General features: G+C 68.4%; 22 protein-coding genes and 1 pseudogene. 13 read left to right on the top strand and 10 right to left on the bottom strand.

Translation table 11 applies throughout. The features are described 5' to 3' along the window. Positions 1–5 precede the first annotated feature (5 nt). From recD to recC, 3 genes are read right to left on the bottom strand one after another with little or no spacing between them, the layout of a single operon-like run. Positions 6–1,892: an exodeoxyribonuclease V subunit alpha gene (recD, locus tag ACTJI4_RS16430; protein WP_440869962.1), complete on the bottom strand. Its 1,887-nt coding sequence runs from the start codon at positions 1,890–1,892 to the stop codon at positions 6–8. Beyond that, positions 1,889–5,536 carry a UvrD-helicase domain-containing protein gene (locus tag ACTJI4_RS16425; RefSeq protein ID WP_440869961.1) on the bottom strand — a complete coding sequence of 1,216 codons (3,648 nt, stop codon included), beginning with the start codon at positions 5,534–5,536 and terminating at the stop codon, positions 1,889–1,891. Before ACTJI4_RS16425 ends, recD begins: the two co-directional genes overlap by 4 nt. Next, on the bottom strand, positions 5,533–8,877 hold the full coding sequence (recC, locus tag ACTJI4_RS16420; RefSeq protein WP_440869973.1) for an exodeoxyribonuclease V subunit gamma: 3,345 nt from the start codon (positions 8,875–8,877) through the stop codon (positions 5,533–5,535). Before recC ends, ACTJI4_RS16425 begins: the two co-directional genes overlap by 4 nt. Positions 8,878–9,111: 234 nt before the next feature. On the opposite strand from recC, the gene ACTJI4_RS16415 reads away from it, so the two are divergent. The 6 genes from ACTJI4_RS16415 (at position 9,112) to ACTJI4_RS16390 (ending at position 13,213) form a co-directional block, all read left to right on the top strand. Beyond that, complete coding sequence (locus ACTJI4_RS16415; protein ID WP_440869960.1) at positions 9,112–9,900, top strand: ABC transporter ATP-binding protein; 789 nt, start codon at positions 9,112–9,114, stop codon at positions 9,898–9,900. Further along, entirely contained in the window at positions 9,900–10,649 is a 750-nt protein-coding gene (locus ACTJI4_RS16410; RefSeq protein ID WP_068847974.1) for an MlaE family lipid ABC transporter permease subunit, read from the top strand. Before ACTJI4_RS16415 ends, ACTJI4_RS16410 begins: the two co-directional genes overlap by 1 nt. A 64-nt stretch (positions 10,650–10,713) precedes the next feature. Next, positions 10,714–11,238 carry an outer membrane lipid asymmetry maintenance protein MlaD gene (gene mlaD / locus ACTJI4_RS16405; protein ID WP_282246564.1) on the top strand — a complete coding sequence of 175 codons (525 nt, stop codon included), beginning with the start codon at positions 10,714–10,716 and terminating at the stop codon, positions 11,236–11,238. Beyond that, complete coding sequence (locus ACTJI4_RS16400) at positions 11,235–11,894, top strand: MlaC/ttg2D family ABC transporter substrate-binding protein (protein WP_392922984.1); 660 nt, start codon at positions 11,235–11,237, stop codon at positions 11,892–11,894. Before mlaD ends, ACTJI4_RS16400 begins: the two co-directional genes overlap by 4 nt. After that, entirely contained in the window at positions 11,884–12,195 is a 312-nt protein-coding gene (locus tag ACTJI4_RS16395) for an STAS domain-containing protein (RefSeq protein WP_392922986.1), read from the top strand. Before ACTJI4_RS16400 ends, ACTJI4_RS16395 begins: the two co-directional genes overlap by 11 nt. A gap of 1 nt (position 12,196) precedes the next feature. Further along, the gene (locus ACTJI4_RS16390) at positions 12,197–13,213 is read left to right on the top strand and encodes an MlaA family lipoprotein (RefSeq protein WP_440869959.1); all 1,017 of its coding nucleotides are present in this window, start codon (positions 12,197–12,199) and stop codon (positions 13,211–13,213) included. 36 nt (positions 13,214–13,249) lie between these two features. Here the strand turns inward: ACTJI4_RS16390 and ACTJI4_RS16385 are convergent, their stop codons facing one another. The 3 genes from ACTJI4_RS16385 to rmuC are packed head-to-tail and all read right to left on the bottom strand — an operon-like array spanning position 13,250 to position 15,739. Continuing rightward, the gene (locus tag ACTJI4_RS16385) at positions 13,250–13,810 is read right to left on the bottom strand and encodes a glutathione peroxidase (protein WP_440869958.1); all 561 of its coding nucleotides are present in this window, start codon (positions 13,808–13,810) and stop codon (positions 13,250–13,252) included. A 29-nt stretch (positions 13,811–13,839) separates the two neighbouring features. Then, positions 13,840–14,217 carry a hypothetical protein gene (locus ACTJI4_RS16380; RefSeq protein ID WP_392922996.1) on the bottom strand — a complete coding sequence of 126 codons (378 nt, stop codon included), beginning with the start codon at positions 14,215–14,217 and terminating at the stop codon, positions 13,840–13,842. 58 nt (positions 14,218–14,275) lie between these two features. Next, positions 14,276–15,739 carry a DNA recombination protein RmuC gene (gene rmuC, locus ACTJI4_RS16375; RefSeq protein WP_392923000.1) on the bottom strand — a complete coding sequence of 488 codons (1,464 nt, stop codon included), beginning with the start codon at positions 15,737–15,739 and terminating at the stop codon, positions 14,276–14,278. A 49-nt stretch (positions 15,740–15,788) separates the two neighbouring features. On the opposite strand from rmuC, the gene ACTJI4_RS16370 reads away from it, so the two are divergent. Next, positions 15,789–16,409 carry a glutathione S-transferase family protein gene (locus ACTJI4_RS16370; protein WP_440869957.1) on the top strand — a complete coding sequence of 207 codons (621 nt, stop codon included), beginning with the start codon at positions 15,789–15,791 and terminating at the stop codon, positions 16,407–16,409. A gap of 3 nt (positions 16,410–16,412) precedes the next feature. Here the strand turns inward: ACTJI4_RS16370 and ACTJI4_RS16365 are convergent, their stop codons facing one another. Continuing rightward, complete coding sequence (locus tag ACTJI4_RS16365) at positions 16,413–17,420, bottom strand: zinc-binding alcohol dehydrogenase family protein (RefSeq protein WP_440869956.1); 1,008 nt, start codon at positions 17,418–17,420, stop codon at positions 16,413–16,415. Between the two features lie 87 nt (positions 17,421–17,507). Between ACTJI4_RS16365 and ACTJI4_RS16360 the strand changes: the two are divergent. From ACTJI4_RS16360 to ACTJI4_RS16345, 4 genes and pseudogenes are all read left to right on the top strand, one after another. Next, a pseudogene (locus ACTJI4_RS16360) lies at positions 17,508–18,472 on the top strand (LysR family transcriptional regulator); the annotation flags it as partial. Positions 18,473–18,489: 17 nt separating this feature from the next. Further along, positions 18,490–19,116: a leucine efflux protein LeuE gene (leuE, locus tag ACTJI4_RS16355; RefSeq protein WP_440869955.1), complete on the top strand. Its 627-nt coding sequence runs from the start codon at positions 18,490–18,492 to the stop codon at positions 19,114–19,116. A gap of 166 nt (positions 19,117–19,282) precedes the next feature. After that, on the top strand, positions 19,283–19,702 hold the full coding sequence (locus tag ACTJI4_RS16350; protein ID WP_392923009.1) for a hypothetical protein: 420 nt from the start codon (positions 19,283–19,285) through the stop codon (positions 19,700–19,702). Between the two features lie 64 nt (positions 19,703–19,766). After that, entirely contained in the window at positions 19,767–21,197 is a 1,431-nt protein-coding gene (locus tag ACTJI4_RS16345; RefSeq protein ID WP_392923011.1) for an amino acid permease, read from the top strand. Between the two features lie 102 nt (positions 21,198–21,299). On the opposite strand, the gene ACTJI4_RS16340 is transcribed toward ACTJI4_RS16345, so the two are convergent. Next, on the bottom strand, positions 21,300–22,568 hold the full coding sequence (locus ACTJI4_RS16340) for a dipeptidase (protein ID WP_440869954.1): 1,269 nt from the start codon (positions 22,566–22,568) through the stop codon (positions 21,300–21,302). Positions 22,569–22,682: 114 nt separating this feature from the next. Continuing rightward, positions 22,683–23,855: a class I SAM-dependent rRNA methyltransferase gene (locus ACTJI4_RS16335; protein WP_440869953.1), complete on the bottom strand. Its 1,173-nt coding sequence runs from the start codon at positions 23,853–23,855 to the stop codon at positions 22,683–22,685. Between the two features lie 277 nt (positions 23,856–24,132). On the opposite strand from ACTJI4_RS16335, the gene ACTJI4_RS16330 reads away from it, so the two are divergent. Next, on the top strand, positions 24,133–25,089 hold the full coding sequence (locus ACTJI4_RS16330) for a TerC family protein (RefSeq protein ID WP_392923021.1): 957 nt from the start codon (positions 24,133–24,135) through the stop codon (positions 25,087–25,089). Positions 25,090–25,188: 99 nt separating this feature from the next. Further along, entirely contained in the window at positions 25,189–25,959 is a 771-nt protein-coding gene (locus tag ACTJI4_RS16325) for a rhomboid family intramembrane serine protease (RefSeq protein ID WP_392923024.1), read from the top strand. Here ACTJI4_RS16325 and ACTJI4_RS16320 read toward each other — a convergent pair whose 3' ends face one another. Then, positions 25,960–26,997, bottom strand: coding sequence for a glycerophosphodiester phosphodiesterase (locus ACTJI4_RS16320; protein WP_440869952.1), 1,038 nt, complete (start codon positions 26,995–26,997; stop codon positions 25,960–25,962). Between the last annotated feature and the right edge of the window lie 3 nt (positions 26,998–27,000).

Below are 27,000 nucleotides of genomic sequence, written 5' to 3'. Positions count from 1 at the left end.
GTTCTCTACCAGAGTTCGCCCTGGGCGGGCGCCGCCGCCACATCAGTGATCGTGGCGCCCGCGCCCAGCCGTTGGGCCAGCCCGGACAACCGGCTGGCATGCCGCGCCAACGCGGCCTGCAACACGTCTGCACTGCCCAGTACATGCAAGGCCTGCCGCGCGCGGGTCATGCCGGTGTACACCAGTTCGCGCGACAGCACCCGGTTGTCGCGCCGTGGCAGCTGCAGCCAGACCTCATCGAACTCCGAGCCCTGGGCCTTGTGCACGGTCATGGCGAAGGCGCTTTCGTGCGCGGGCAATGCAGCCGGGTGGAACGCGCGCGGCTGCTCCGGACTGTCCCCGGGGAACCAGGCCAGCATCGCGCCTTCGCGGCTGCGCAGGCACAGCCCGATATCGCCGTTGAACAAGCGGTGCCGGTAGCTGTTCTCGGTAACCAGCAGCAGCCGGCCGTGGAAGTAACGCGGTCCAGCGCCCGGGCGCGCGCTTCCGGCAAGGGCTGCTTCGATGCGCTCGTTGAGTCCGCGCGCGCCCTGTGGACCTTCGCGCAGGGCGGTAAGCAGACGCAGCCGACCGGCCTGCGCCAGCGCCTGCACCGGATCGTCAGCCTCACCCAGTCCGCGCCAGTGCGCCAGCAGGGTGTGGCGGTGCTGCAGCAGGGGATCGACCTGGTCCTCGTGGAAGGCCACGCCGGCCAGCGTGCCGCCGCGCAGCAGCTGCAGCGCGGTAGCGCTGTCGCCTTCGCGCACGGCGCGTGCCAGCGGCACCAGGTCCAGCGCATCGCTCTGCCGGTAGCCGCGCTGCAGCTGCACGCGGCGGCCGGCGAACGCCTGCGGCGGTGCCAGCGGCAGTAATGCGGGAGCCGCCAGCAGCGGGCGCAGGGCGGCCGCATCATCAGCCTGGGTACCCAGTCCGTCGCCACTGGCCTGCAGGATCGCGCTCAGCACGTCGCCGGCTTCCACCGACGGCAGCTGGTCAGGATCACCCAGCAGCACCAGCCGGGTGCCGCTGGCCACCGCTTCGACCAGCTTGGTCATCAGCGGCAGATCGATCATCGAAGCCTCGTCCACCACCACGATGTCGTACGGAAGAGGGTTGTCGACGTGGTGGCGGAAGCGCGGCGAATCGGGAATGACGCCCAGCAGCCGGTGCAGGGTGGCACCGGTGGTCGGCATGGCCTCGGCCAGTTCGGCGGCCACCCCGACCAGGCGCAACCGCTGCAGGGCCTGGCGCAGGCTTTCGGCCATGCGTTCGGCGGCGCGGCCGGTGGGCGCGCACAGTGCCACGCGCGGCAGCGACGCACCGGCCTGCCGCGCCTGCGCGGCCAGCAGCACCAGCAGGCGCGCAATGGTGGTGGTCTTGCCGGTACCGGGGCCGCCGGTAACCAGCACCAGCGGGTGGCGCAGCGCTACCGCCGCCGCGCGCGCCTGGTGATCGATGCCGTCCAGCGCCTGGGGGAACAACTGTGCGAACAGCGTGGAGAGCCCGGCAGGATCATGCGCAGGCAGCGGTTGCGAGGCGATGCGCTGCAATCCCAGCGCCAAGCGACGTTCGTATTCACGGTAACGCCGGAGGTACACCAGACCATGTTCCAGGACCAGTGGCGCATCGGCAGCCAGCGCGTCGTCGCTGTCGGGCAATGCCACCCAGGGCGATGCGCGCAGCTGCGCCAGCCACCCCTCTGGCGCCGGCCAGTCCAGCTCGGCATCTACCAGCCTTGCGGGCGCGGCCGGGTCGAAGCCCGCGTGGCCCTGCGCTACGGCCAGCGACGCCAACGCGGCAGCGGCCAGTACTGCATCGGGGGTATCCGGCTGCAGCCGACGCAGGCTCTGCGCGAGGGCGTGGTCCAGGATGCGCAGGGTGCCCTGCTTCAGCAGTGCCTCAAGCAGGCTCATGCCTCACCCCAGGCGCGTGCCACCAGTTCGGCATGCTTCTGCGGCCCGCCGGCGAACAGGGCATCCATTGCTTCGACCAACGCGGGATCGAAGCGCTGCGCGTGCACGCCCGGCGCATCCGCGCGCCCGGCCACCAGACCCCGGCAGAACAGATAACGGATGCCGCCCAGGTCGCGCGCCTGCTGGTAGTCGCGGCCCAGCCTGAAGCGCAGCCAGCGATGCAGCGCCACGGTATAGATGAGCGCCTGCAGGTCGTACTCGCTGCTTCGCATGGCGGCCGCCAGGCGTGCGGCGTCGTAGCCGGGCAGCCGGTTGGATTTGTAGTCAAGCACGTACCAGCGTCCGTCCCTTACGTACGTAAGGTCGATCTTGCCGGTCATCAGCCCCTCGAGCTGGCGCCGCGTGCCAAAGCCGCGGCGGTCCGGCACCAGCCCGTACTGGTGCAGCAGCTGCAGCAGCGCCGGCACCGCGGTGGGCTGCATGGCGAAGTGGAACTCGATTTCGGCCCGCCTGTCGTGCAGCGGCAAGCTGTGCAGCGCGCCGCCTTCGGGCAGCTGCACGGTAAGGGTCTGGCCGACCAGCGGCACCAGCACCGCCACGCCGTCGTCCAGGTCCGCATCGGCGTAGCCTTCGCTGCGCAGCGATTCACGCAGCACCTCCGCCTCATCGCCCGGTGCCGGGTCGCCCGCGCGCCAGTCGGCCCAGCGCGCGAAATCGGTGTTCTCCAGAGCATCGTGCAGCACGTTGCCGAAGCGGCTGCCCGTGAACCGCGGGTCGGTCTCCGGCTGCAGTTCGCCGGCTGCGGGTGGTTCCACTTCCAGTGGCAGCTCCGGGCCTGCCGGTTCGTCGGCGGCAGGGGCCGGTGCTTCAGTGGCTACCGCGTCGGTGTCGTGGCCGGCATCGGCATGCGCCAGCTGGGTGAAGCTGTACACCCACCAGTCGTGCGGCACCCGCCGGGTGATCGCACGCACCGGCGGCAGCTCGCCTTCGCGCTGCACCGGCAGCTGCGCCGGGCGTGGCTCCACCGGGCCTTCGATCACTGCGATGTCCGGGTGCGCGCGCAGCGCCTCCAGGTCGGACAGCATCGGCGCCAGCCGCGTCTTCGCCAGCCCGGCCAGGTCGCCGGCTGCGATCCACAACGCGTGCTCAGCGCGGGTCAGGCCCACATACAGCAGGCGCGCGTCTTCAGCGCGTTGTTCCTGTGCGCTGCGCTCGCTGGCCGCGCTCCAGGCTTCGTCCTTGTCCAGCTTCCAGTGCAGCTCGCGACGACCATCGGCGTACACGGTGCAGTTGGAATCGGTGTTGCTTCCACCACTGTCGATGCCCACGAACGGCAGGAACACCAGCGGGTATTCCAGGCCCTTGCTCTTGTGCAGGGTGATGATCTGCACCCGGCGTGCGTCCGATTCCAGCCGCAGCAGCTGCTGTTCGTCGTCCTGGTCGGCATGCGCCATCTGCACCTGCAGCCAGTCCAGCAGGCCGTGCATCCCCAGTGCCTGGCCGGCGGCCTGCTGCATCAGCTCGCCCAGCTGCAGGTAATTGGTGAGCCGGCGTTCGCCATCGAGCAGGCCCAGCAGGCGCTCGGCGTTGTCCGCACACAGGTCGGCGATGACCGCGAACGGCCCGCCGCGCAGCCAGCGCTCACGCCACAGCAGCAGCCGGGTCTGGAACGCGCGCTGCGGGTCGCCGTCGCGTTCCATCGCATCGATGGAGGCAGCGTTTTCGCCCAGCAACACGGTTGACAGCGCAGCGCGCAGGCGGCCTTCGTCGGCCGGTTGCAGCAGGGCCAGCATCAGCACGCGCAGTTCGCGGGCTTCGGCGGTGGCGTACAGGCTCTGCTTGCCGGCGGCGACCGCCGGGATGCCCACCGCGCTCAGCGCGCGCTGGATTCGGGTGGCTTCGTGGTGGCGGCGCACCAGCACCGCGATGTCGCCCGGCTGCACCGGTTCGCCGCGCAGCAGCGCACGGCCTTCGCGGCCCTCCAGCAGCACGTGGTGGATCGCGGCCACGCAGGCATCGGTGGCCTGCTGCCGCGACGGATCGGCCTTGAGGTCGGCCCCGTCGTCGCTGCGCAGCAGGCGCAGGGTCAGGCCCGGCGCGGGCGCGCCATCGCGCAGGTAATCGGCATCGGTGCGGGTACTGCCGGGCAGCACCGGTTCGAAGGCGATGCCTGCTTCCAGGAACGCGCGCTCGCCAGCGGCGTCGTACAGCGCCTGCAGCGCGCGCAGCACGCCGGGGCGCGAGCGGAAGTTGCGCTTCAACGGCGGCGCGGCCACCGCCTCGCGCTTGGCTTTGAGGTAGGTGTGGATATCGCCACCGCGGAAGCCGTAGATGGCCTGCTTGGGGTCACCGATCAGGAACAGCGCCGGGGCCAGCCCGGCTTCGCGGGTTTCGGGCGAATCGCCGAACACTCGCTCGAAGATGCTCCACTGGCGGTCGTCCGTATCCTGGAACTCATCCACCAGCGCGATGGCGTACTGCGCGCGCAGCTGCTGCACCAGCGCCGCGCGGTGCGGGCCGTCCAGTGCGGCGGCCACGCCGTCGATCAGGTCATCGTAGGTCTGAACGCGGCCAACGCGCTTGAGCTCGTGGAGCCGCTCGCGGGCCTGGCTGCGCAGCTCGTGAAGCAGGAGCAGGGCCTGCTGGCGCAACCACTGGTCGAAGGCATCGGCGGCATGCCACCAGCTCTGCAGCGCCTCGAACAGGGGCGAGGCGGGACAATGGCCCTGCTGGTCGTCCCTGCAGAACCCCAGCAGCGCCACCGGCAGCAGCTTGCCCAGGTGGGAGGTGGCGCCGCGTGGCCAGTTGCGGGCCGCACGACCGGCCTGCAGCTCGGCGAAGGCTTTGTCGAAGCTGGGCCGACGTGCGCGACGGCCGTCGAAGATCTTGCGGTCGAAGGCGTTGACGATGCTGGCCTGGGCGGTTTCGACATGCGCATCGACCGCGCTGGCGAGCGCGTCGGCTGCCGCGTGCAGCGCGGCGCTGGGATCCTCACGATGCTGCCGGGGCGGCGCGGGCAACAGCGGCAACGGCTTGATCAGCGTCGGCAGGTCGCGCGCCAGCGCATCCGGCGTGGACCACAGGCGGGTCAACGCATCCACCGTGGCCGGGTCGTTGGCGTGCACGCGCCACAGGTCGGCGGCCAACTGGTCGTGCAGCTCGCGTTCGCTGGGCAGCAGCGTTGGCGGGTCGAAAGTGTGCCCGCTTTCCAGCGCGTGCTCACGCAGCACGCGGGTGCAGAACCCGTGGATGGTGAAGATCGACGCCAGATCGATCTCGTCGGCGGCGGTCTGCAGGCGCTGCGCCAGCGCGACGGGTGTTTCCCGGCCCAGCGCCAGTTCGCGCTGCAGCAGGTAGCGGGTCAGCTGCACCTCGGGGGCCTCGTCGGCGGTCGGTGCGTGCGCCAGCAGCTGCGCGGCCAGCGCCAGGCGCTCGCGGATACGCTTGCGCAGTTCCTGGGTGGCCGCGTCGGTGAAGGTCACCGCCAGGATCTGGCCGATGCGGTAACCCTGCTCCACCACCAGCCGGGTGAACAGCGTGGCCAGGGTGAAGGTCTTGCCGGTGCCGGCGCTGGCCTCGATCAGACGCACGCCCTCCAGCGGCAGCGACAGGTAGGGGTCGTCGTGCAGCATCTGCCCGCTCATGCCACGGCGCCTTCGTCGTTGAAACCCTGGAACACCCGACCCTCGCGGACCGCACTGAACACCACGAAGCTGGTGTGCAGCAGCTGTTGATAGCTGTCGGGGTCGGCGAAGGGGTCACGGCCACGCAGGGCCAGCTGCACGGCATCGCCGCTGGCCTCGCCCCAGCGGCGGTCGCCGCCATGCCATTGCGCCCAGCCTTCGCTCTCGCGCTTGGCGACGGGCGCGCGGTACAGCGTCCAGGCGGTGTACGGCCCGTAAAGCAGCGGCGCGCGCATGCCATCGCGGCGCAGCTGCAGCAGCGCCTGCAGCGCTGCCCTGGCAGTGGGCGCGGGCAATGCCGGCAGTACGTGCGGCCCGATGCCGTCTTCGCCGCCGTCGTGGAACTCGACCAGCGGCAGCGCGTCGCCGGCTGCATTGGCCAGCAGCCAGTCCAGTCCGTGCCGGATCGCGGCCGGGCCGTTCAAGCTGCCCGCGCGCAGACGCACGATGCCCTGCGGATGGATGTCGTCCACTCGCCCATGCAGTCGTACCCCACCGACCTCCACCTCATAGCGGCGGCTGTCGGCGTCGCTGCTGCCGCGCCATTGGGACAGCGCCAGGGCGTACGGGCGGGTCTGCTCCTGCAATGCGTGGAACTGGCGTTCGCCCAGTGCGCCGGACGGCAGCAGCGCACGGGCGCGCAGGCGGGCATACAGGGGGGTATCGTCGCCCTGCAGGGTCGCCTCGATCACCGCGTGCTGCAGCAGGCGCTGTTCCAGGCCCCGGCCGGCCAGCACCAGCGGCTCCAGGTCGTCAGCGGCAGCCAGTTCATCAGGCAGGCGCAGGCCCAGTCGCTGCGACAGGAACTGACCGGCGGGATCGACCAGGAAGCGGCGCAGTGCATCCAGCGACAGTTCCGGCGCGGCCTCAATGTCCAGCGGCGCCAGCGCCTGCTCGAACCACGCCGGCGGCGGGCGGCGCACGCTGCCCAGCGAACCGGCGGCCGGGTGCCACTGCTGGCGGTAGCTGAAACGGCGCGGCTCATCGCCGCCACCGAACGCGGCCGGCGAGAACGGCTGCAGCGAGTGGCGCACGGTCAGCTGCTTTGCAGCCCCCGGCGGATCCTCGTGGTATTCGGCGGCAGCATCGATCAGCTCGCTGACCAGCACCGATGGCTCGCGCACGCTGCCATCGCGTGGGTCCGCGCCCAGGTAGCTCAGGTAGAACACATCCTGCGCCGAGGCGAACAGCTGCAGGAACAGGAAACGGTCGTCCTCGCGCAGCGAGCGGTCGCCGTGGCGGCGCTTGTCGGTACCCAGTTCGGCGGTGAGCTGGTTGAGCCCGGCGGCCGGGTCGCGGCGCGGGAAGTCGCCATCGTTCAGGCCGAGCACGCAGATCACCCGGAACGGCAGCAGCCGCATCGGCACCATGCGCCCAAAGCTGATGCCGCCGGTGAGCAGCGGCGCGCGCGTGTCGGCCTCGCTCAGTGCACCGGCGAAGTGCGCGCGCACCACCTCCGGGGGAACGGTGCCGGCGAACCCAGCGCATTCGGCATCGCGGGCGAATTCACTGATGAGTTTGCGCAGCCGTTCCAGCGCGCGCTGGCGGCTGGCCGCTTCCGGTGTGCCGGGCAGCAGCGCATCCAGCATCGCCAGCAGGCGTTGGCGCCACTGCGCCGGGCTCAACGCCTGGCCGAGCGCGCGCTGGTAGTGGGCCAGCACCCGCAGCAGCCGAAGCAGGCGGTCCAGCGCCTCCAGCGCGCTGCCTTCCAGCTCCGGCCATGGCGCCACCCCGGCAATTTCACCGTCACTGCCGCTGGCATGGCCAATCAGCAAGCGGTCCAGCGCGAATTGCCATGTGTAGGCGTCATCTTCGGGCGCCTGGTGCTGGGTCCGGTGCGCCGCGCTCAGGCCCCAACGCGCGCCCGCGGCCTGCAGCCAGTCGTGCAGGCGGTCGAACGCGGCCGCGTCCAGCCCTGCGGCTTCGGCCAGCGGCGCACTCGACAGCAGGTCCAGCACTTCGTTGAGGCCAAAACGCGACACCGGCAGGCCGAGCAGGTGCACGAACACATCGGCCAGCGGTTCGCCGGTCAGCGGGCTGGTATCGGCCAGCGCGTAGGGAATATGGTCTTCGCCACCACTGCGTCCACCAAAGACGGCTTCGAGGTACGGCACGTAGGGGTCGATGTCCGGAGCCAGCACGGCGATGTCGCGCGCCTGCAGTGGCGGGTCGAAGCGCGGGTCCTGCAGCAGCGCGCGCAGCTGGTCATGCAGCACCTGGAGCTCGCGCAGGCGCGTGTGGCAGGCATGCACCTGCAGGCTGGGGTCGTTGCGCAGCAGTGCCGGGCGCAACGCACCTGCGGGTTGCGGGCGGCGGTGGAACAGGTCGCGTTGCAGGCGGTGCAGCAGGCTGTCGGCGAGGCCGCCGTGCGCCATGTCCGGGCGCCCGTCATCTTCAGGATCGTCGTAAGCGGCGATCTCACCGGACGGATGCACTACTTCATAGCTGCCCAGTACCGCCATGAAGTCGCGGCCAGCCGCGCCCCAGGCCTGCAGCAGGCGGTTTTCGTCACTGCCGTTGCCGAACGGATCGGCCGCGCCGGAGCGCAGCCGCCCGCCGAGGGTCTGCAGGTCGCCCCAGTAGGAACGCGTCGGCGTAGGCAGGTAGAAGTGCAGCGTGCCGACCCGTGCCTGGGTGGCCACCACCCGCAGCACATCCGGCGATACATTCAAGGTGGCGAAGGCGAACAGACGCGGTGGCAGCCCTGCAGGCAGCGGACGGTCGGCGCCTTCGAAGCCTTCGAGGTAGGCATGGATGCGTCGCGCGCGGTACTGGTGGCCGCTGCCGATGTGGCGCCACAGGATCGCCTGTGGATCCAGCGGGTCGGCCCCCGCCTCCCAGCGCAGCAGCCAGTCGCGGCGCCAGGCCTGGTACTTCTCGAATACCGAGGCCAGCTCACCGGCCAGCGCCCACGGCTTGAGCGGGTCGGGTTGCGACAGGTAGGCCTGGAGCGCGCGCAGCGGCGGCTGCGTCATCAGGCCGGGGTGGGTCAGCGCGGCGTACAGCTTCCAGTGCAGCGCGGCAGCGGTGAGATCGTCATGCTCGCCGGGCACATTGGCATTGAGCGCGCGGGCCACGAACTCGCCTGGGGTCAGGAACGCCAGGTTGGCGGCAATGCCATACTCCGCCGCCAGGGTGGACTGCAGCCAGCGCCGCATTGCCACCTGGGGAATCAGCACCACATCCGGCTCCAGGATCGACTGCCCCACCACCGGCTCGCGCAGGGTGCGGGCCAGCAGCGCGGCCAGCACGTCGAGCGAATTGGAGTGGTACAGGCGGAAGTCTGAAGCAGGGTCGGTCATCACGGCAGTGTGCCGCAGCCCGGCGGCAATCTCGACCCTCGCCGATACCGGCGGCAGGCCGGTGACGTCTGTGACCTCCAGCACGGATCGAGGCGGTACGCACTGTTGCGGGCTGGCAACCGCGCCGTGGCGGGGCTTGGGACCCCGACATGCGACAATACTGCACGGTCCAGTTCGGTTTTGTTCAGCCGCCCACCACGATCTTACAACGTTGGAATTTTGTTAATGGCGTCCATGACGGCTTCTGCAGAATCGCTGGTGAAGTTGGAGAACGTGCGTATTGATCGCGGCGGTCGGGCGATCCTGCGCGACGTTTCGCTGTCGGTACCGCGTGGCAGCATCACCGCCGTGCTGGGTCCGTCGGGCAGCGGCAAGTCGACGCTGCTGGCCGCCCTGACCGGCGAACTGCGCCCCGCAGCGGGGACCGTGACCCTGTTCGGCAAGCCGATTCCCACCGGCAGCAGCGCATTGCGTGAGATGCGCCGCAGTGTCGGCGTGCTGCTGCAGGGCAATGGCCTGCTCACCGACCTGACGGTGGCCGAGAACGTGGCGCTGCCGTTGCGCACGCATACCAGGCTGCCAGCCCCGGTGCTGCGCCGGCTGGTGGACATGAAGCTGCACGCGGTGGGCCTGCTGGCCGCAGCCGATGCCTGGCCGCGCGAGCTGTCCGGCGGCATGGCGCGCCGGGTGGCACTGGCGCGTGCGCTGGCACTGGACCCGCCGCTGATGATCTACGACGAACCGCTGACCGGGCTGGACCCGATCGCCAGCGGCGTGATCATGAGCCTGATCCAACGCCTCAACCACAGCCTGGGCCTGACCAGCATCATCGTCAGCCACCATGTGCACGAGACCCTGCCGATCTGCGACCAGGTGATCGCGATCGCCAATGGCGGCGTGGTTTTCCAGGGCAGCCCCGCCGCGCTGGAGTCGAGCCAGGACCCGCTGCTGCGCCAGTTCCTGCACGGGCAGCCGGACGGCCCGATCCCGTTCGATGCCGCGCCCCGCGCGAAGGTGGCCTGATGCCGTTCGTTGAAAGCACCCGTTCGCTGGGCCGGGCCGGCCTGTTCTCGTTGACCGTGCTGCGCGGTTCGCTGCCGACCGCCGATTTCCTGGCCGAGCTGACCCGCGAGATCTACAAGGTGGGCGCACGTTCGCTGCCGATCATCGCCGTCGGCGGTGCCTTTGTCGGCCTGGTGCTGACCCTGCAGGGCTACCGCACGCTGACCACGTTCGGTGCCGCCGATGCGCTGTCTACCCTGCTGGGCCTGTCGCTGTACCGCGAGCTTGCGCCGGTGCTGACCGCACTGCTGTTCATCGGCCGCGCCGGCAGCTCCATTGCCGCCGAACTGGGGCTGATGCGCGCCACCGACCAGATCAAGGCGCTGGAGCTGATGGCGATCGATCCGGTCGCCAAGGTCGTGGCGCCGCGCTTCTGGGCGGCGGTGCTGACCGTGCCGCTGCTGACCGGCATCTTCTGTTCGCTGGCGATCAGCGCCAGCTACTTCGAGGCCGTGCACGTGCTGGGCCTGGACAACGGCGTGTTCTGGTCGGCACTGAGCAACAGTGTGGATTTCTGGGACGATTTCGGCGTGGCAATGCTGAAGTCGGCCATTTTCGGCGGTACCGCCGCGCTGGTCGCCTCATACGTGGGCTTCCATGCCGAGCCGACCATCGAAGGCACGTCGGTGGCCACCACCCGCGCAGTGGTGAACGCCTCGCTGCTGGTGCTGATGTTCAACTTCGTGCTGTCGGCCATGATGTTCCGCTGACGCCCAACCAACCTTCCGCCTGGGCTTCGGCTTCGGGCACCTGATCAGATACGGTGAGATCAACATGGCCATCCGCGGTCCCAGACTCGAATTTTCCGTCGGCGCTTTCCTGCTGCTGGCGCTGGCCTCGCTGCTGGTGCTGGCAATGGCATCGACCAACCAGCGCTGGGGCTTCGGCAGCGAGGGCTATGAACTCAAGGCACGCTTCACGCAGATCGGCCAGCTGCGCAAGCAGGCCCCGGTGAAGATCGGCGGGGTGGTGGTGGGCCAGGTGGGCAACATCGACCTGGACCCGACCCGCTTTGATTCGATCGTGACCCTGAAGCTGGACCCGAAGTTCAAGGATCTGCCGGCCGACACCTCCGCCGGCATATTCACCAGCGGTTTGCTCGGCGAAAGTTATATCGGACTGCAGCCGGGCGGTGACCCGGAGGTCCTCAAGTCCGGTGACGAGATTGTCTTCACCCAGCCGGCCGTGGACCTGATCCAGATGGTCGGCAAATACATGTTCAGCGGCCCGGGCAATGCCGGCGCCGCTTCCCAGGAAGCTCCCGGCGCGGAAGCGCCGGCAACGGAACCGCAGAAATGAAAAAGACCCTGATCAAGGCACTGCTCGCGTCGGCGCTGCTCGCCGCCCTTCCCTCGCTGTCGTTCGCCCAGGCGGCACCGGCCGCCACCGCCGCGTCGCAGGGGGCTGGCACGGAAGTGCTCGCCGCCAGCACGCGCATCCTGTCCACCCTGCAGCAGCGCAAGGCGGAGTTCAGCAAGAACCCGGCCGCCCTGCGCAGCTACATCGACAGCGAACTCAACCGGACCTTCGACCGTGATTACGCGGCCCGCCTGGTGCTGGGTGCCAATGCGCGCGGTGCTTCCGACGCGGACGTGAAGCTGTTCGCCGACGCCATGGCCGACAACCTCATGCAGCGCTACGGTTCGGCCCTGCTGACCATCCAGGGCAAGCCCAGCTTCCGCCTGAAGGGTGAGCAGCCGCTGCCCGGCAACCGCGGTGTCAAGGTCTCCACCGAACTGCTGCGCGCCGGCAGCGAGTCCACCCCGGTTGAATACATGATGCGCAACGTGAACGGCCAGTGGAAAATCTTCGACGTGAACATCGAAGGCATTTCCTACGTGCAGACCTTCCGTACCCAGTTCGACGCGCCGCTGCGCCAGAAGGGCATCAAGGCCGTGGCCAACGACCTGCGCAGCGGGTCCCTGCAGGCCGGGCCGGCCGGCAATGGCAAGTAACGCCACCGTCCAGCTGGATGGCCCGAGCGCCCGCATCGCGGGCGTGCTGGACCGTGACGCGGTGGTCGCGCTGTGGCCCAAGCTGAAGGCGCTGCCCGAGGCAGTGACCCAGCTCGACCTGACCGCCGTGGAGCGTGTGGACAGCGCCGGCCTGGCGCTGTTGGCCGAGCTGTCCGCACACGCGCGCGCCAACGGGCGTACGCTGGCCCTCAACGGCATGCCTGCCGGTTTCAATGAACTCAGCGCTGCCTACCGGCTGGCGCCGTCCCTGGATTTCAATGCCCCTACTGCCGCGAGCTGACATGAACGTCGTACGCAACGCTTTCCTTCTCCTGCTTGCCTTGGCGCTCAGCGCCTGTGCGGCCAAGCCTGCACGCGACAGCGCGCCGGCCAGCGTGGCGGTGCCGCCCGCTGCGACCGCGCCTGCCGCAGCCACTGACGTGGGTACCGACGCGCCAGCCGCCACCGCTGGGGCAACCGATGCGGCTGCAGCACCTGTGGCTGCCGCTGAAGGCACCGATGGCGCCACGCCACCGGCCGCGACGACCGAAGCCCCGCCGACCGGTGCCGAGGACGACTTCGCCGCGCTGTACGGCGGTCCGGCGCCGACCGCCGACGGTGCCGAACCGGGCCGCTCGCCGTACGACCCGTGGGAAGGCTTCAACCGCCGCGTGCACGCGTTCAACAACGTGGTCGACCGCGCCGTGGCCCGCCCGCTGGCCACCGCCTACACCAACGTGGTGCCGCGCTTCGCACGCACCGGCGTGACCAACTTCTTCAGCAACCTGCGCGCCCCGGTGACGATCACCAACCAGCTGCTGCAGGGCCGCCCAGGCGACGCCTGGGACAGCCTGGGCCGGTTCCTGATGAACTCCACGCTCGGCATCGGGGGTCTGTTCGACCCGGCCAGCCGCGCGCTGGTACCGCGCCGCAGTGAAGATTTCGGCCAGACCCTTGGCGCGTGGGGCTGGCGCAGCTCGCGTTACGTGGAGCTGCCGTTCTTTGGCCCGCGTACCGTGCGCGACGTGTTCGGCCTGGCCGGCGACATTCCGCTGTCGCCGATCCGCACAATCGAGGAAGACAAGATCCGCATCCCCCTGCAGGGCTTGCAGCTGGTGGACATGCGCTCGCAGCTGCTGGCACTGGACGACATCCGCGACAACGCCGTGGATGAGTACGCGCTGACCCGCGATGCCTGGCTGCAGCGCCGCAACTACCAGATCCAGAACGACCTGCGCAGCCGCCGCGATCGCGGCCACGACGACGACAGCGCGCCGATTCCGGTCGATGCGATGCCGATGCCCGACTGGGGTAACTGATCGAAAGAAAAACCCCGCTCTCGCGGGGTTTCTTTTTCAGGCGGCGAGTGCGGCGTCGATGGCCGCGACCAGGCGCGCATCGTCGGCCGGTACGTCCGGGGCAAAGCGGGCGATCACCTGACCGTCGCGGCCAACAAGGAACTTCTCGAAGTTCCACAACACCGCAGGGGCCGGGTTGACGGCCAGGTCAGGGTACTTGGCCACTGCGGCCTGCAGCTTTTCGCGCATCGGGCCTTCGCCGATGGCGGCCGGCTGGGCCTGGGTGAGCTGCTGGTACAGCGGGTGGATGTCAGCGCCGGCCACGCTGATCTTGGCGAACATCGGGAAGCCCACGTTGTATTCCAGCTGGCAGAACTGCTGGATCTCCGCGTCGCTGCCCGGCTCCTGGGCCAGGAAGTTGTTGGCCGGGAAGCCCAGCACTTCCAGGCCGGCCGCGTGCTTGTCGGCGTACAGCGCCTGCAGGCCTTCGTACTGCGGGGTAAGGCCGCACTTGGAAGCGACGTTGACCACCAGCAGCACCTTGCCGCGGTAGTCGGCCAGCGAACTCGGCTGGCCATCGATGGTGGAAACGGGAATGTCGTAGACGGTCTGGCTCACGGGAAATCCTGGAGGGGGATGGAGCGGAATCAATCGACGCAGATCGTGCCCTGCGCCACGCCATTGTCAATGCGCTGGCGGCAGCCGAAGTTCTGGCTCACATCGGCCTGGCAGATGCCGCGCGCCTTCGCACCGGCCACGAGCTCGGTTTCGCCGTCGGCCAGGCACTGTCCGGTGCAATCGGCTTTGGCGCTGCAGGTCTTGCCGGCATCCGCGTAAGGCTTCACGCACTGCAGGCGCTGCAGACGCCCGAGCGGCTTCATTTCACCGCCGGCGGCGGCACAGCTGGCCGCGTCGGCGACCGCAGCGTCGGTGCCGGGCGCAGGCGCGGTGGGACCGGCCGCGTGGGGTGCGGTGCTGCAGCCGGCAAGCACAAACATCAGGGACAGCATCAAGCCAAAGCGCATCGGTTCAATCCTTTTGGAGACAATGAAGGCAGGGAGTGCAGTGTGCAGGCATCAGGTGTCAGTCCTGCGCGATGGTGGTCTCGTCCACGCCAGTGTCGTCGTCGTCGCCACCGGCATCGCCCAGCAGCAGATCGGTCTGCTCGCTGCCCAGCGACTCCACCCCGCGCAGGCGGCGCTCGATGGTGCGGGTCTTGCGGCTGGCCTCGCCCAGGCTGCGGCCGACCGTGCTGATCTGTTTTTCAGCCTTTTCCAGGATGCCGGCGAACTTGCCGAACTCACTCTTCACCGCGCCCAGCAGGCTCCACACTTCGCTTGAGCGCTGTTCGATGGCCAGGGTGCGGAAGCCCATCTGCAGGCTGTTGAGCAGCGCGGTGACCGTGGTCGGCCCGGCCACCACCACGCGGTGTTCGCGCTGCAGCAGGTCCACCAGCCCCGGGCGGCGGATCACCTCGGCGTACAGGCCTTCGGTGGGCAGGAACATCACCGCGAAATCGGTGGTGTGCGGCGGCACGATGTACTTGTCGCAGATCGACTTGGCCTGGATGCGGATCGCGCGTTCCAGCTGCGCGCCCTGCACGCGCACGCCGTCGGCGTCGCCCTGCTCCTGCGCATCGAGCAGGCGCTCGTAGTCTTCGCGCGGGAATTTGGAGTCGATCGGCAGCCACACCGGAGTGTCGTCATGGCCGCGCCCGGGCAGGCGCACCGCGATGTCCACCATTTCTCCGCTGTCCGGGCGCACTTTGACGCCGCGTGCGTACTGTTCCTGGGTGAGGGTCTGCTCCAGGATGTTGTCCAGCTGCACTTCGCCCCAGCTGCCGCGGTTCTTGACGTTGGTCAGCACCCGCTTGAGGTCGCCCACGCCGGTGGCCAGCTGCTGCATTTCACCCAGCCCGCGCTGCACCTGCTCCAGGCGGTCGGACACCAGCTGGAACGACGCCCCCAGGCGCGCTTCCAGCGTGGTCTGCAGCTTCTCGTCCACCGTGACCCGCATCTGGTCCAGCTTCTGCGCATTGTCGGCCTGCAGGTTCTGCAGTTGCTGCTCCAGCGTGGCGCGCATCTCGCCGATGCGCTGCTCGTTGCGCTGGGTCATCTCCTGCAGCCGCAGGCCCAGCGATTCGGCCAGGCGCTGCTGCGACTGCGCGGTTTCGTCACGCCCCAGGCGGGCGTCGTCGGCCAGGGTCTGGCGCAGCGCGGCCAGGTGCGCGTCGTTGCGCTGCTGGGCCTGGCCGGCGTCCTCGCGGGCCTTGCGCGCGTCTTCGCCGAGCGCATCGCGCAGCAGGTCCAGGCGCTGGTCGGTGCGGGTGGACAGGTCGGTCAACGCGCGCGCGAAGGTTTCCAGCCGCGCGTCCTGCTGCCGGCCCAGCCCCTCGAGCTGCTCGCGCAGCTCACTGCGGCCGGTCCGCGCCTCCTCACGCAGACTCTGCTCGAGGTCGCCATGGCCGGAACGCCGCAGCAGGGACACCAGCTGCAGGATGAGGACGGCACACAGCAGGCCGCCAAGGATGAGGAATTCAGATTGCATGGAGGAAGTGTAGGCTGAGCCGGTCTCATTCGCTGCGCCGGATCGCTCCATGCTGGATGTCCTGGGAAAGTCGACCTCGATCAACGTGCGCAAGGTGCTCTGGCTGTGCGCCGAGCTGGGCCTGGAATACCGGCAGCTCGGGGCCGACGGCCACGATGCGGATTTCCTCGCGGCCCTGCACCCGCTCAACCCGAACGGCCAGGTCCCGGTGATCCGCGATGGCAACTTCGTGCTGTGGGAATCCAACAGCATCTGCCGCTACCTGGCCGCGGCAGCCGGCCGCCACGACCTGCTGCCGCGCGACCCGCGGCCGCGGGCCCGGGTGGAGCAATGGATGGACTGGCAGGCCACCGACCTCAACACCGCCTGGCGGCACGTGTTCATGGCCCGCGTGCGCCAGCACCCCGCCTACCCTGACGATGGCGCCGCGCAGGCCGGTCTGGTGCAGTGGAACCGGCTCATGCAGCAACTGGATCAGCAGCTCGCCAGGACCGGCGCGTACGTGGCCGGGGACGAGTTCACACTCGCCGACATCGTGCTGGGGCTTTCCACCCAGCGCTGGCGGCTGACCCCGGGCGACAGACCCGAACTGCCGGCCGTGGCGGCGTGGTTCCACCGCATCGGCCCGCGCCCCGGGTTTGCCCGCCACTGCGACAACGGCGTGGCCTGAAACTCAGAAGCCTTCCAGCACCACCTTGCCCACCGCGCGGTGGCTTTCGATGTGCGCGTGCGCGCGGCGCAGATTGGCCGCATCGATACGGCCGTAGTTCTCGCCCAGTGTGGTGCGCAGCACCCCGCTGTCGACCAGATCGGCCACCCGGTTCAGCAGCACGTGCTGCTGCTGAACGTCGGGCGTGCTGAAGCTGGAGCGGGTGAACATCGATTCCCAGTGCAGTGACAGGCTCTTGCGCTTGAGCGCCATCACATCGAGCTGGCCGGGGTCGTCGATCAGGGCCAGCTGGCCCTGCGGTGCCAGCGCGGTGACGATCTGGGCGTAGTGCTGGTCGGTGTGGGTCAGGCTGGCCACGTGGGTGACGGCCTCGATCCCGATCCGGGCCAGGCCTTCGGTCAGCGGCTGGCTGTGGTCGATGACGTGGTGGGCCCCCAGCGCGTACACCCAGTCCTGGGTGTCCGGGCGCGAGGCAGTGCCGATCACGGTCAGCCGGGTCAGCTGGCGCGCCAGCTGGACCAGGATCGAACCCACCCCGCCGGCGGCGCCGATCACCAGCAGGGTCTGGCCTTCGCCGCCGCCTTCGGCGATGCGCAGGCGGTCGAACAACAGCTCCCACGCGGTGATCGCGGTCAGCGGCAGCGCCGCGGCGGCGGCATCGTCCAGGCTTGCCGGCTTGCGACCCACGATGCGCTCATCCACCAGCTGGTACTCGGCGTTGCTGCCCGGGCGGTTGATGTCGCCGGCGTAGAAAACCGGGTCGCCAGGCTGGAACAGGGTCACTTCGCTGCCCACCGCGTCCACGATGCCTACCGCGTCCCAGCCCAGCACGCGCGGGGCCTCGACGGCCACGCCACGGCGGACCTTGGTGTCGACCGGGTTCACCGACACCGCGCGCACCTGCACGCGCAGGTCGCGCGGGCCCGGGGCCGGCACTGGCAGGGTGAGGTCGACCAGCGCAGTCGGATCGGTGATGGGCAGGCCGTGCTGGGTATAGGCGATGGCTTTCATGGGAGATCCTTTGGAAGAGGCGCTCAGGGTCGCCTGCCCTGCCCCGCCCGGAAAGGAGCAGAATGCAGCAGCACTTTCACTCCGGAAATGAAAATGGTCCGCTTCGAGGATCTGCAGCTGTTCGTCCGCACCGCCGCGCTGGGCAGTTTTTCCAGTGCGGCGCGTGAGGCTGACCTGCTGCCCGGCCAGGTGGCCGCGGCCGTGGCCAGGCTGGAGCGGGAGCTGGACCTGCGGCTGTTCGTGCGCTCCACGCGCAGCCTGCGTCTCACGGCCGAAGGCGTGCTTTACCTGCCCTACGCCCGGGACCTGCTGGACACCCTGCACGAGGGCCAGGCCCGGGTTCGCGGTGAGGATGCCGAGCTGCACGGCGTGCTGCAGGTGGCCGCGCCATCGGACCTGGGCCGCAACGTGCTGCTGCCTTGGCTCACCGAGTTCCGCGCCGCGCATCCGAAGCTGCAGCTGCGCCTGCTGCTCTCGGACCAGGTGGCCGACGTGTTCCGCGATCCGGTGGATATCGCGTTCCGGCTGGGCCGCTTTGACGCCGCCAGCTATGTGGCGCTGCCGCTGCTGCCCGGCAACCGGCGGGTGCTGTGTGCCGCACCGTCCTACCTGGCGCGTCATGGCACCCCCGCATCGCTGGAGGCGCTGAAGGACCATCACTGCCTGGTCTACCAGCTGGCCGGGCGCCCCTACGACCGCTGGAGTTTCGAACAGGACGGCCGGCGCGTGGTGGTACCGGTGCGCGGCCAGCTGGTGTGCGATGACGCCGACGTGGTGCGGCGCTGGGCGGTGGCCGGCGAAGGCATCGTGTTCAAGTCGTGGCTGGATGTCGCAGACGATGTGCGCGCCGGGCGCCTGCAGGTGCTGATGGGGGGCGCAGGCGACAACCTGCCGCTGAATCTGGTCTGCCCGCATCGCAAGCAGTTTTCGCCCGCGATCCGCCAACTGCATGGGCTGTGCGCCCAGCGCCTGCAGCCCATGCTGGCCGATCTGCCGGTTCCGGCGCCATAGCGCTGTCGGCACCCGGCCGGGTAGCCGACAATGGCGGCCCCGTATTCGAGTCGCCGCCATGCCGTGGATGGGCATCCAGGACCTGTGGACCTTTGTCATCGCCGTGCTGGTGTTCCTGGCGCTGCCCGGCCCGGGTACCTTCACCCTGCTCACCGCCACCGGGCGTGGCGGCGTGCGCGGCGGTTACACCGCGCTGTTCGGGCTGCTGCTGGGCGACCAGATCCTGATGTGGCTGGCGGTGGCCGGCGTGGCCGCCCTGCTCAAGGCCAACCCGGTGGTGTTCCACGCCGTGCAGTACCTCGGTGCGGCCTATCTGGTGTGGGTGGGCATCGGCCTGCTGCGGCCCGCGCCTGCCAGCGGTGAAACCGGCGGCGTCCGCCTGCAGCCGGGGCACTACTTCCGCCAGGCCGTGCTGATCAGCCTGCTCAACCCCAAGGCGATCATTTTCTACATGGCCTTCCTGCCGCTGTTCATCGACCCCGTGGGGCACCAGGGCGTGTTGACGTTCGCGAGCATGGCAACGCTGATCTTCGTGCTCAGTCTGGCGTATTGCTCGGTCCTGATCGGAGTGGGCAACCTGTTGCGCCGTCGGATCATCCAGCATCCACGTGTAGGGGTGATACTGAAACGCGTGGCGGGGATTTTCCTGATCGGATTCGGGGTGCGCTTGGGGCTGAGTGGCTGAACCCTTGCGAGGTGGACGTTTGACCCGCGCCCCCCCCGCCTGCTGCGATAGAGCCTGTCATCGAAATGGGGCCTGGCGATCAAAAGCGCGTAATTCTTCCGGATCGCGGGCAGGTGTCCAATCGTTGCCATCACGGGCGTCCGACCCGTGGCGAGGCAATTGCGAGATGACCACCCCCGTGTACTTCGTACAGCACCTGACCGGCCACGACGAGCGCCTGCTGGCATTGAGCACCGACCGCGTCGACCTGGCGCACCCGTCGGTACAGCGGATCGTGGCGGACCTGCAGCCGCTGGATCGCATCGAGCTACGGGGCTGCCGCTTCGATTGCGCCGCCAGCCTGTTGCTGGGGCTGCGCCGGCGCATCTGCGAAGCCGAGGCAGACGCCTGCGGCTGGCGGGTATTCGATGAACGGGGAATTCTGCGCTGCAAGAAACTCCCCGATGACACCTGCGTCATCTACCCGCAGGGCGCCTGTGATGTGGCGCGCTGGGGCCCCCTGATCGCGGCAAGCCGGGTTGTGCCACATTCGTCGCCGCAGGCTGTTTCAAATGATCGTCAAGGGATTCACGACGTCCGGCAGTAGTAATGCTGCGCCGCGTTCGGTCACACTCGGAAAATTGTCGATACCCGTCACTCTGTGAGGTTCCATGTCATCGCTGCTACGGCGCAAGCCGCTCGATTCCGTCACCGTCCATGAAGCCGGCAGGAGCCTGGTTCGTACCCTCAGCTGGCCGCACCTGATCGCCATGGGCATCGGTGCCATCGTCGGCACCGGCATCTATACCCTGATCGGCGTGGGTGCCAACCTGGCCGGCCCCGCGGTGCTGATCTCCTTCGCCATCGCCGGTGCGGTCTGTGCCTGCGCGGCACTGTCCTATGCCGAACTGTCCACCATGATGCCGGCCGCCGGCAGCGCCTACACCTACAGCTACACCGCGCTGGGTGAAATCTTCGCCTGGGTGGTCGGCTGGAGCCTGATCCTGGAGTACTCGCTGGTGGTGAGCACCGTGGCGGTGGGGTGGTCGGGGTATTTCGTCGGCTTCCTTGAGTGGATACACGGCAACTTCGGCATCGACATCCGGCTGCCGTTGGCGCTCTCGGCGGGCCCGCATGTGGAAGGCGGCGTGTTCAACCTGCCGGCGGTCCTCATCACCTGGGTGGTCGCCGGGGGGCTGATGCTGGGCACCAAGGAAAGCGCCACGCTCAATGCCATCTTGGTGGTGCTGAAGATCATCGCACTGGGCGTGTTCGTCGCCGTGGCGCTGCCCGCGTTCGATTCGGCCAATCTGCACCCGTTCATGCCGCACGGCTTCGCCAAGACGCTGGGCCCGGATGGCGTGGAGCGTGGCGTGATGGCCGCGGCGGCCATCATCTTCTTCGCCTTCTACGGCTTCGATGCCATCTCCACCGCAGCCGAAGAGACCAAGAACCCGGGCCGTGACCTGTCGATCGGCATCATCGGCTCGATGGTCGGCTGCACCATCATCTACATGCTGGTGGCGCTGGCCGCCGTTGGCGCGATGAGCTACGCGGTGTTTGGCAGCAGCGCCGAACCGCTGGCCCTGATCATGCGTGAACTGGGCCAGCCCAAGGCGGCAGCGGTCATCGGGGTGGTGGCCATCATTGCGCTGCCCACCGTACTGCTGGCCTTCCTGTTTGGCCAAAGCCGCGTGTTCTTCGTCATGGGCCGCGATGGCCTGCTCCCGCGCGGCCTGTCGGCAGTGAACAAGCGCACCGGTACCCCGGTGGCCACCACGCTGTTCAGTGCCGCCGTGGTGTCGGCCTTGGCCGGCGTGGCGCGGCTGGACGAAATTGCCGCACTGGCCAATGCCGGCACGCTGGCGGCCTTCACGGCCGTGGGTATCTGCCTGGTAGTGATGCGCCGCCGTGCACCGGACGCCAAACGCACATTCCGCACGCCGATCGCCTGGTTCATCGGCCCGGCGGCCGCACTGGGCTGCATCTACCTGTTCGTCAGCCTGCCCACCAGCACCCAGCTGTACTTCCTGATCTGGAACGTGATTGGCCTGGCGGTGTATTTCCTCTACAGCCGCCGCAATGCGCTGATCGGCCGTTAACGTATTGGGGGAGTACCGACCAACGGTATGCCCGCCGTTGGCGGGTCCCCTTCAGGCCGTCGCAAGCGACGTTAGGAACGGCGGTGCCGTTCCTTGCGGTACCTACCGCGGTAGCGCGCCACCGTTGGTGGTGCGCGCTTTCTGCTCAGCGAAGTCCTGCGCCTGCTGCAGCACACGCAGCAGGTTGCTCCCCCAGATCCCCGCGATCTGCTTCTCGGTGTAGCCCTTGCGCAACAGCCAGGCGGTGATCTTCGGCAGATCGCTCACGTCCTGCAGGTCGGTGAGCCCGCCGCCGCCGTCCCAGTCCAGCCCGATACCCACATGCTCGGGGCCGACCACGGCCAGGATGTGCTCGAAGTGGGCGAAGAAGTCGTCCAAGGTGGCCTTGCGCAGCGGCAGGCGCTGATCGATCTCGGCCAGACCCTGCTTCAGCTGCACGCCCTGAGCCATGCTCAGGTCATCGTAATCGGCGCCGATCTGCTTCATCAGCGCGTCTTCGGCCTGCGTGCGTGCCTCATTCTTGCCGGTGTCGATCAGGTAGCCGCCATAGGCGTTCACCTGGATCACCCCGCCGGCCTTGGCCAGCTGCTTCAGACGCACATCGTCCAGGTTGCGCGGGTGGTTGTAGACCGCCTTGGCGGAACTGTGTGACAACACGAACGGCACCGGCATGCGCTGGATCAGGTCGTCGAACACCGCATCGGAGGCATGCGACTGGTCAATCACGATGCCAAGACGTACCGCCTCGTCCACCAACGTCTTGCCGGCGGGGCTCAGGCCCTTCCATTCGGCGCCTTTGCTGTCGGTAGCCGAATCGGCGAACTCGTTGTTGGCGAAGTGCACCGTGCTGAGCAGGCGCAGGCCGGCCTTGTGGTAGAAGCTGAGCAGCGTGGGATCGTCGACCAGCGGACTGGCGTTCTCCATGCTGATATAGACCACACGTTTGCCAGCCGCCTTGATCCGGGCGGCGTCGGCGGCGGTCAATGCCAGCGCGAAGGTATCCGGATGCGCGGCGAGCATCTCGCGGATTTCCATCAGCCGCAGCAGGCCCGCATCGCGGTCGTGCTGCTGCGCGGCCGGGCTGCGGTCGCCCTGGTCGGTGTAGATGGCCCAGAACCCGCCGTCCAGCGCGCCGTCCACCATGCGAGGAAGGTCCACCTGCGACAACGCGTTATGGTCGTGGCGTTGCTGGATGTCGAAGCCTTCGCGGTGAAGGTTCGCCGGCGTGTCCAGGTGGCTGTCGAGGGTCAGCAGTTTCTTCTGCAGGGTGGCAGCGCGCGCAAGTTCCTGCGCGCTGAATTCAATGGCGTGGGCCGACAGCGGCGCGCACAGCGCCAGTGACACCAGCAGGGACAGACTGCGCAACGTCATGACGCCTCTCTTCAGATGGGAATGCGTCAGACCATAGCAAAGCGTACCGACCAACGGTCGGTACCTGCCCTGCCATTCTGCGGTAGGTGCCGACCGTTGGTCGGCACGCGAAGGTCAATCGAGCACGCGGCAGAACACGGCCTTGAGGTAGCGCGATTCCTGCACGTGGGCCATGAACGGGTGATCCGGGCCGGCGCCGGAGACCTTCAGGATCTGGATGGTGCGGCCGGAGTAGAACGCCGCGCGACGCAGCATGTCCAGGAACTGGTCCTCGGCCACCAGACCGGTGCACGAGAACGTGGCGAACAGGCCACCCGGCTTGACCACGCCCAGGGCCAGCTTGTTCATGTCCAGGTACTTCTTCAGCGCCGTGATCACCTGGTCGCGGTCGCGGGTCATCTTCGCCGGGTCCAGGATCACCACATCGAACTGCTCGCCGCGGTTGGCCGCATCGCGCAGCCACGGGAAGATGTCGGACTGCACGAAGCGCGGCCGCACGTTGTTCAGACGCGCGTTGCCCTTGGCGATGGCGATCACGTCTTCATCGATATCGATGCCCAGCACGTCCGATGCACCGCGCGCGGCGGCGTACACCGCAAAGCCACCGGTGTTGCAGCACAGGTCCAGCACGGACTTGCCTTCCACCTCCTGGCTCAGCCACTGGCGGTTCTCGCGCTGGTCGGCGAAGAAGCCGGTCTTGTGCGCACCGGCCGGGTCGGCGCGGAACTTCACGCCGTACTCGGTGATGACCGAGGCTTCGGTGGTGGTGTTGCCATGGAAGTCGAAGCTTTCCTGCTTCTGCACGTGTTCGTCGGCGAAGCTGTGGAAGCGGCAGCCCGGGAACTGCTCGCGCAGGGCCTCGTAGACCCACTCGCGGTGGCGGAACATGCCGGCGGCGAAAAACTCCACCACCACCAGGTCGCCATAGCGGTCCACCACCAGGCCAGACAGGCCGTCGCCTTCGCTGTGGACCACGCGCCAGGCATCGGAGATGGCATCCAGCTTCAGAACGTCACGGCGCAGCGACACCGCCTGGGCGATCTTCCGCGAGAACCAGCCTGCATCGACGGGGACGCGCTGGTCGGTCTCGAGGATACGCACGGCGATGCGCGAATGACCGTTGTAGAAGCCACGCCCGATCCACTCCCCATCCACGCCGACCACGTCGACGATGGCGCCGGGTTTCGGGCGGACGGCGGGCTTTTCGACCAGTTTCTGGAAGATCCACGGGTGGCTGGAGCGCCAGGCGTTTTTAAGGCGGACAACGGGAGTGGGGACGGTATTCATCTGCCTATTGTAGACGGGCGCCACGGCCCGGCAGGCCGCCGATTTGACGCCAACCCATCCAACCCGCAGAATCGGCCCCAGAAGGGGAGTAGCTCCCAGACGTTGTCGCCGTCAATTCGAGCCCGCAGGCTCCGGTGCAACGGCAGTCCCACCCGGTGGGACTGCGAGCGAGACCTTCGCCGCATGGCGAAGCTCTGTCCCCGGATCCCCTCCGATCCTCCGTTGCAGATCCTCGCCGTCCGGCTTGAGGCATTTCATTCATTCAACGGACAAGCTCATGCAGACGATCGGTAATGTGTGGTTGTGGGGCGGCTTCGGCGCGGTGGTGATCATCGCGCTGCTGGTCGATCTGGTACTCATGCGACACGGCGGCCCGCACAAGGTGACCTTCAAGGAGGCCCTGTGGTGGTCGATCGGCTGGGTCGCCCTCGCCCTGGCCTTCAACGGTGGCCTCTGGTACTACCTGAGCGAAACCGCTGGCCAGGCGGTGGCCAACAAGGTGGGCCTGGAGTTCCTGACCGGTTACCTGGTCGAGAAGGCGCTCGCCGTGGACAACATCTTCGTGTTCCTGATGATCATGGGCTACTTCGCCGTGCCTGAGGAACAACGCCAGAAGGTGCTGATCATCGGCATCCTGGGTGCGATCGTGCTGCGTACGATCATGATCTTCGCCGGCAGCGTGCTGCTCACCAAGTTCCATTGGCTGCTCTACGTGTTCGGCGCGTTCCTGCTCTTCACCGGCTGGAAGATGTGGTTCTCGGCCGGCCAGGAGCCTGACCTGGAGACCAACCCGGCCCTGCGCTGGATGCGCAGGCACCTGCGCCTGCTGCCCGAGTACGCGGGCAACGCCATGAGCGTCATGCGCGATGGCAAGCGCTGGTATACCCCGCTGTTCGTGGTGCTGATCCTGATTGCCGTCACCGACGTGATCTTCGCGGTGGACAGCATCCCGGCGATCTTCGCCATCACCACCGACCCGTTCATCGTGCTCACCTCCAACGTGTTCGCGGTGCTGGGCCTGCGCGCCATGTTCTTCCTGCTGGCCGGCATGGCCGACCGCTTCCACCTGCTGCCGTACGGCCTGGCCCTGGTGCTGGCCTTCATCGGCGCCAAGATGATGCTCATCGACATCTTCAAGATCCCCACCCCGATCTCGCTGGGCGTGGTCGCGGTGATCATTGCCGCCACCGTGGTGCTGAGCCTGAAGAACCCGCCGAAGACCGGCGACGCGTAACCCCTGATCGCCGCCGGCGGGATTGTCCCGTCGGCGGCACCTCTGTCTCCCGTCGCGTTGCCCTTGTGTTCAGGCGGACGCGACGCAATCCCTTTGGGTATGAACGCCAACCTGCCCCTGCCTGCCGGCGAGCCGCCGGTCTCTCCCCGCAACGACCGTGGCCGCGTGGTGCGGGCGTTCAACCTGAGCCTGGCCTTCGTGCTGGTACTGGTGGCGGTGTTCACCGCGCAGGGCCACTTCGATTGGCGCCCTTGGGCCGTGGCCCCGCTGGAAAGCGACGGCCTGCTCGGCATCCTCGGTGCGCCGGTGCTGCATGGCTCGGTCCAGCATCTGGCCGCCAATAGCTTCGCTCTATTGATTCTTGGCACTTTGGCAGGGAGCGTCTATCCAAAGGCGACCCTGCGGGCCTTCCCGCTGCTGTGGATCGGTTCCGGGCTGGGCGCATGGCTGCTGGGCGATATCGGCAGCCGCCACCTGGGCGCCAGCGGCATCACCCACGGCCTGATGTTCCTGGTATTCGTGCTGGGCCTGCTGCGCCGCGACCGCCCGGCCATTGCCGCCGGCCTGATCGCCTTCCTGTTCTACGGCAGCATGCTGATCACCATCCTCCCGCATGAGCCGGGTGTGTCCTGGCAGTCGCACATGGGTGGCGCCTTCGCCGGCATCATCAGCGCGCTGCTGTTCCGTCTGTCCGACCCGATGGCGCCGCGCAAGCGCTACAGCTGGGAAGAGGAAGACGAGGACGCGCTGGACGCCCAGCGCGACAGCGACCTCGAACCACCCTCCCCGCACCGCGTGCCGGTGCTGTGGCAGCCGCGCGAAGGGCAGGATTTCGTCGTGTTGCCGTTCCGTCGGCCCGACGAACGTTGATCAATTGTTCTCGTCCACCGCACGCCGGCCCAATGCCGGGTCATCGGTGAAGAACGCATCGATGCCGGTGGCCAGGTAGGCGCGCATCTCCGCCACCGACCCTTCGGGATTGCGCGCATTGGGCTCGCCCTTGCGGAATTCGGCGGCCATGAAGGCATTCTCCGGGCGGAACGTATACGGCACCACCATCAGCCCGACCGCGTGCGCATCGCGCACCAGTGAGGTGGGAGGGCCGAGGCGACCGTTGGCATCCAGCGGAATCACCAGGCGCAGGCTCGGCCCGATCCCATCGGCGTAGCCGGCGATCTGGTCCAGCCCGGCCGGGGTGATCATGTCCACGTAGTGCTGGCTGCCCTTGGCGGCCAGCACATCGCCCGGCTGCTGCTTGGGGTCGCCCAGCAGCTGCAGCAGGCGGATGTTGCTGTCCCGCCCAAGCTTGGTGCGCAGGTAGCGCAGGTTGCCTACTTCGAACGACTGGATCGTCACCGGCGCCACGCGGGTGTACGGATTGGCCTGCAGCGTCTTCACCAGCAGGTCTTCCATCGGCAGGCCAATGCCATTGAAGTAGGTGCCGTGCTTGATCTCCGGCACCAGCCCGATCCCGCGCCCGGCGCGACCGGCCTGCTGCACCAGGAAGGTGATGATCTCGTCCAGCGTGGCAATGCGGAACTGGCCATCGAAGGCGGTGCTGCGCAGCTGCGGCAGGCGCTCTCGGGCGTACAGCGTCTTCAGCTCGGCCAGGGTGAAGTCTTCGGTGAACCAGCCTTCGACGCGTTCGCCATCGATGGTCTTGGTTGTCTTGCGGTCGGCGAACTCGGGGTGGGTGGCCACGTCGGTGGTGCCACTGATCTCGTTCTCGTGCCTCGACACCAGCACCCCGTCCCTGGTCATCACCAGGTCCGGCTCGATGTAGTCGGCGCCGTCGGCAATGGCCTGCGCGTACGCGGCCAGGGTGTGTTCGGGCAGCAGGGCGCTGGCGCCGCGATGGCCGTACACCGCCGCCTTGCGCGGCGCGGGTGGGGAAGATTCAGCGCTCATGGC

Source organism: Stenotrophomonas sp. 22385 (assembly GCF_052045085.1).
Classification (GTDB): domain Bacteria; phylum Pseudomonadota; class Gammaproteobacteria; order Xanthomonadales; family Xanthomonadaceae; genus Stenotrophomonas.
The sequence above is the reverse complement of the archived record's forward strand: the minus strand, read 5'-3'. Positions and strand labels throughout refer to the sequence as shown.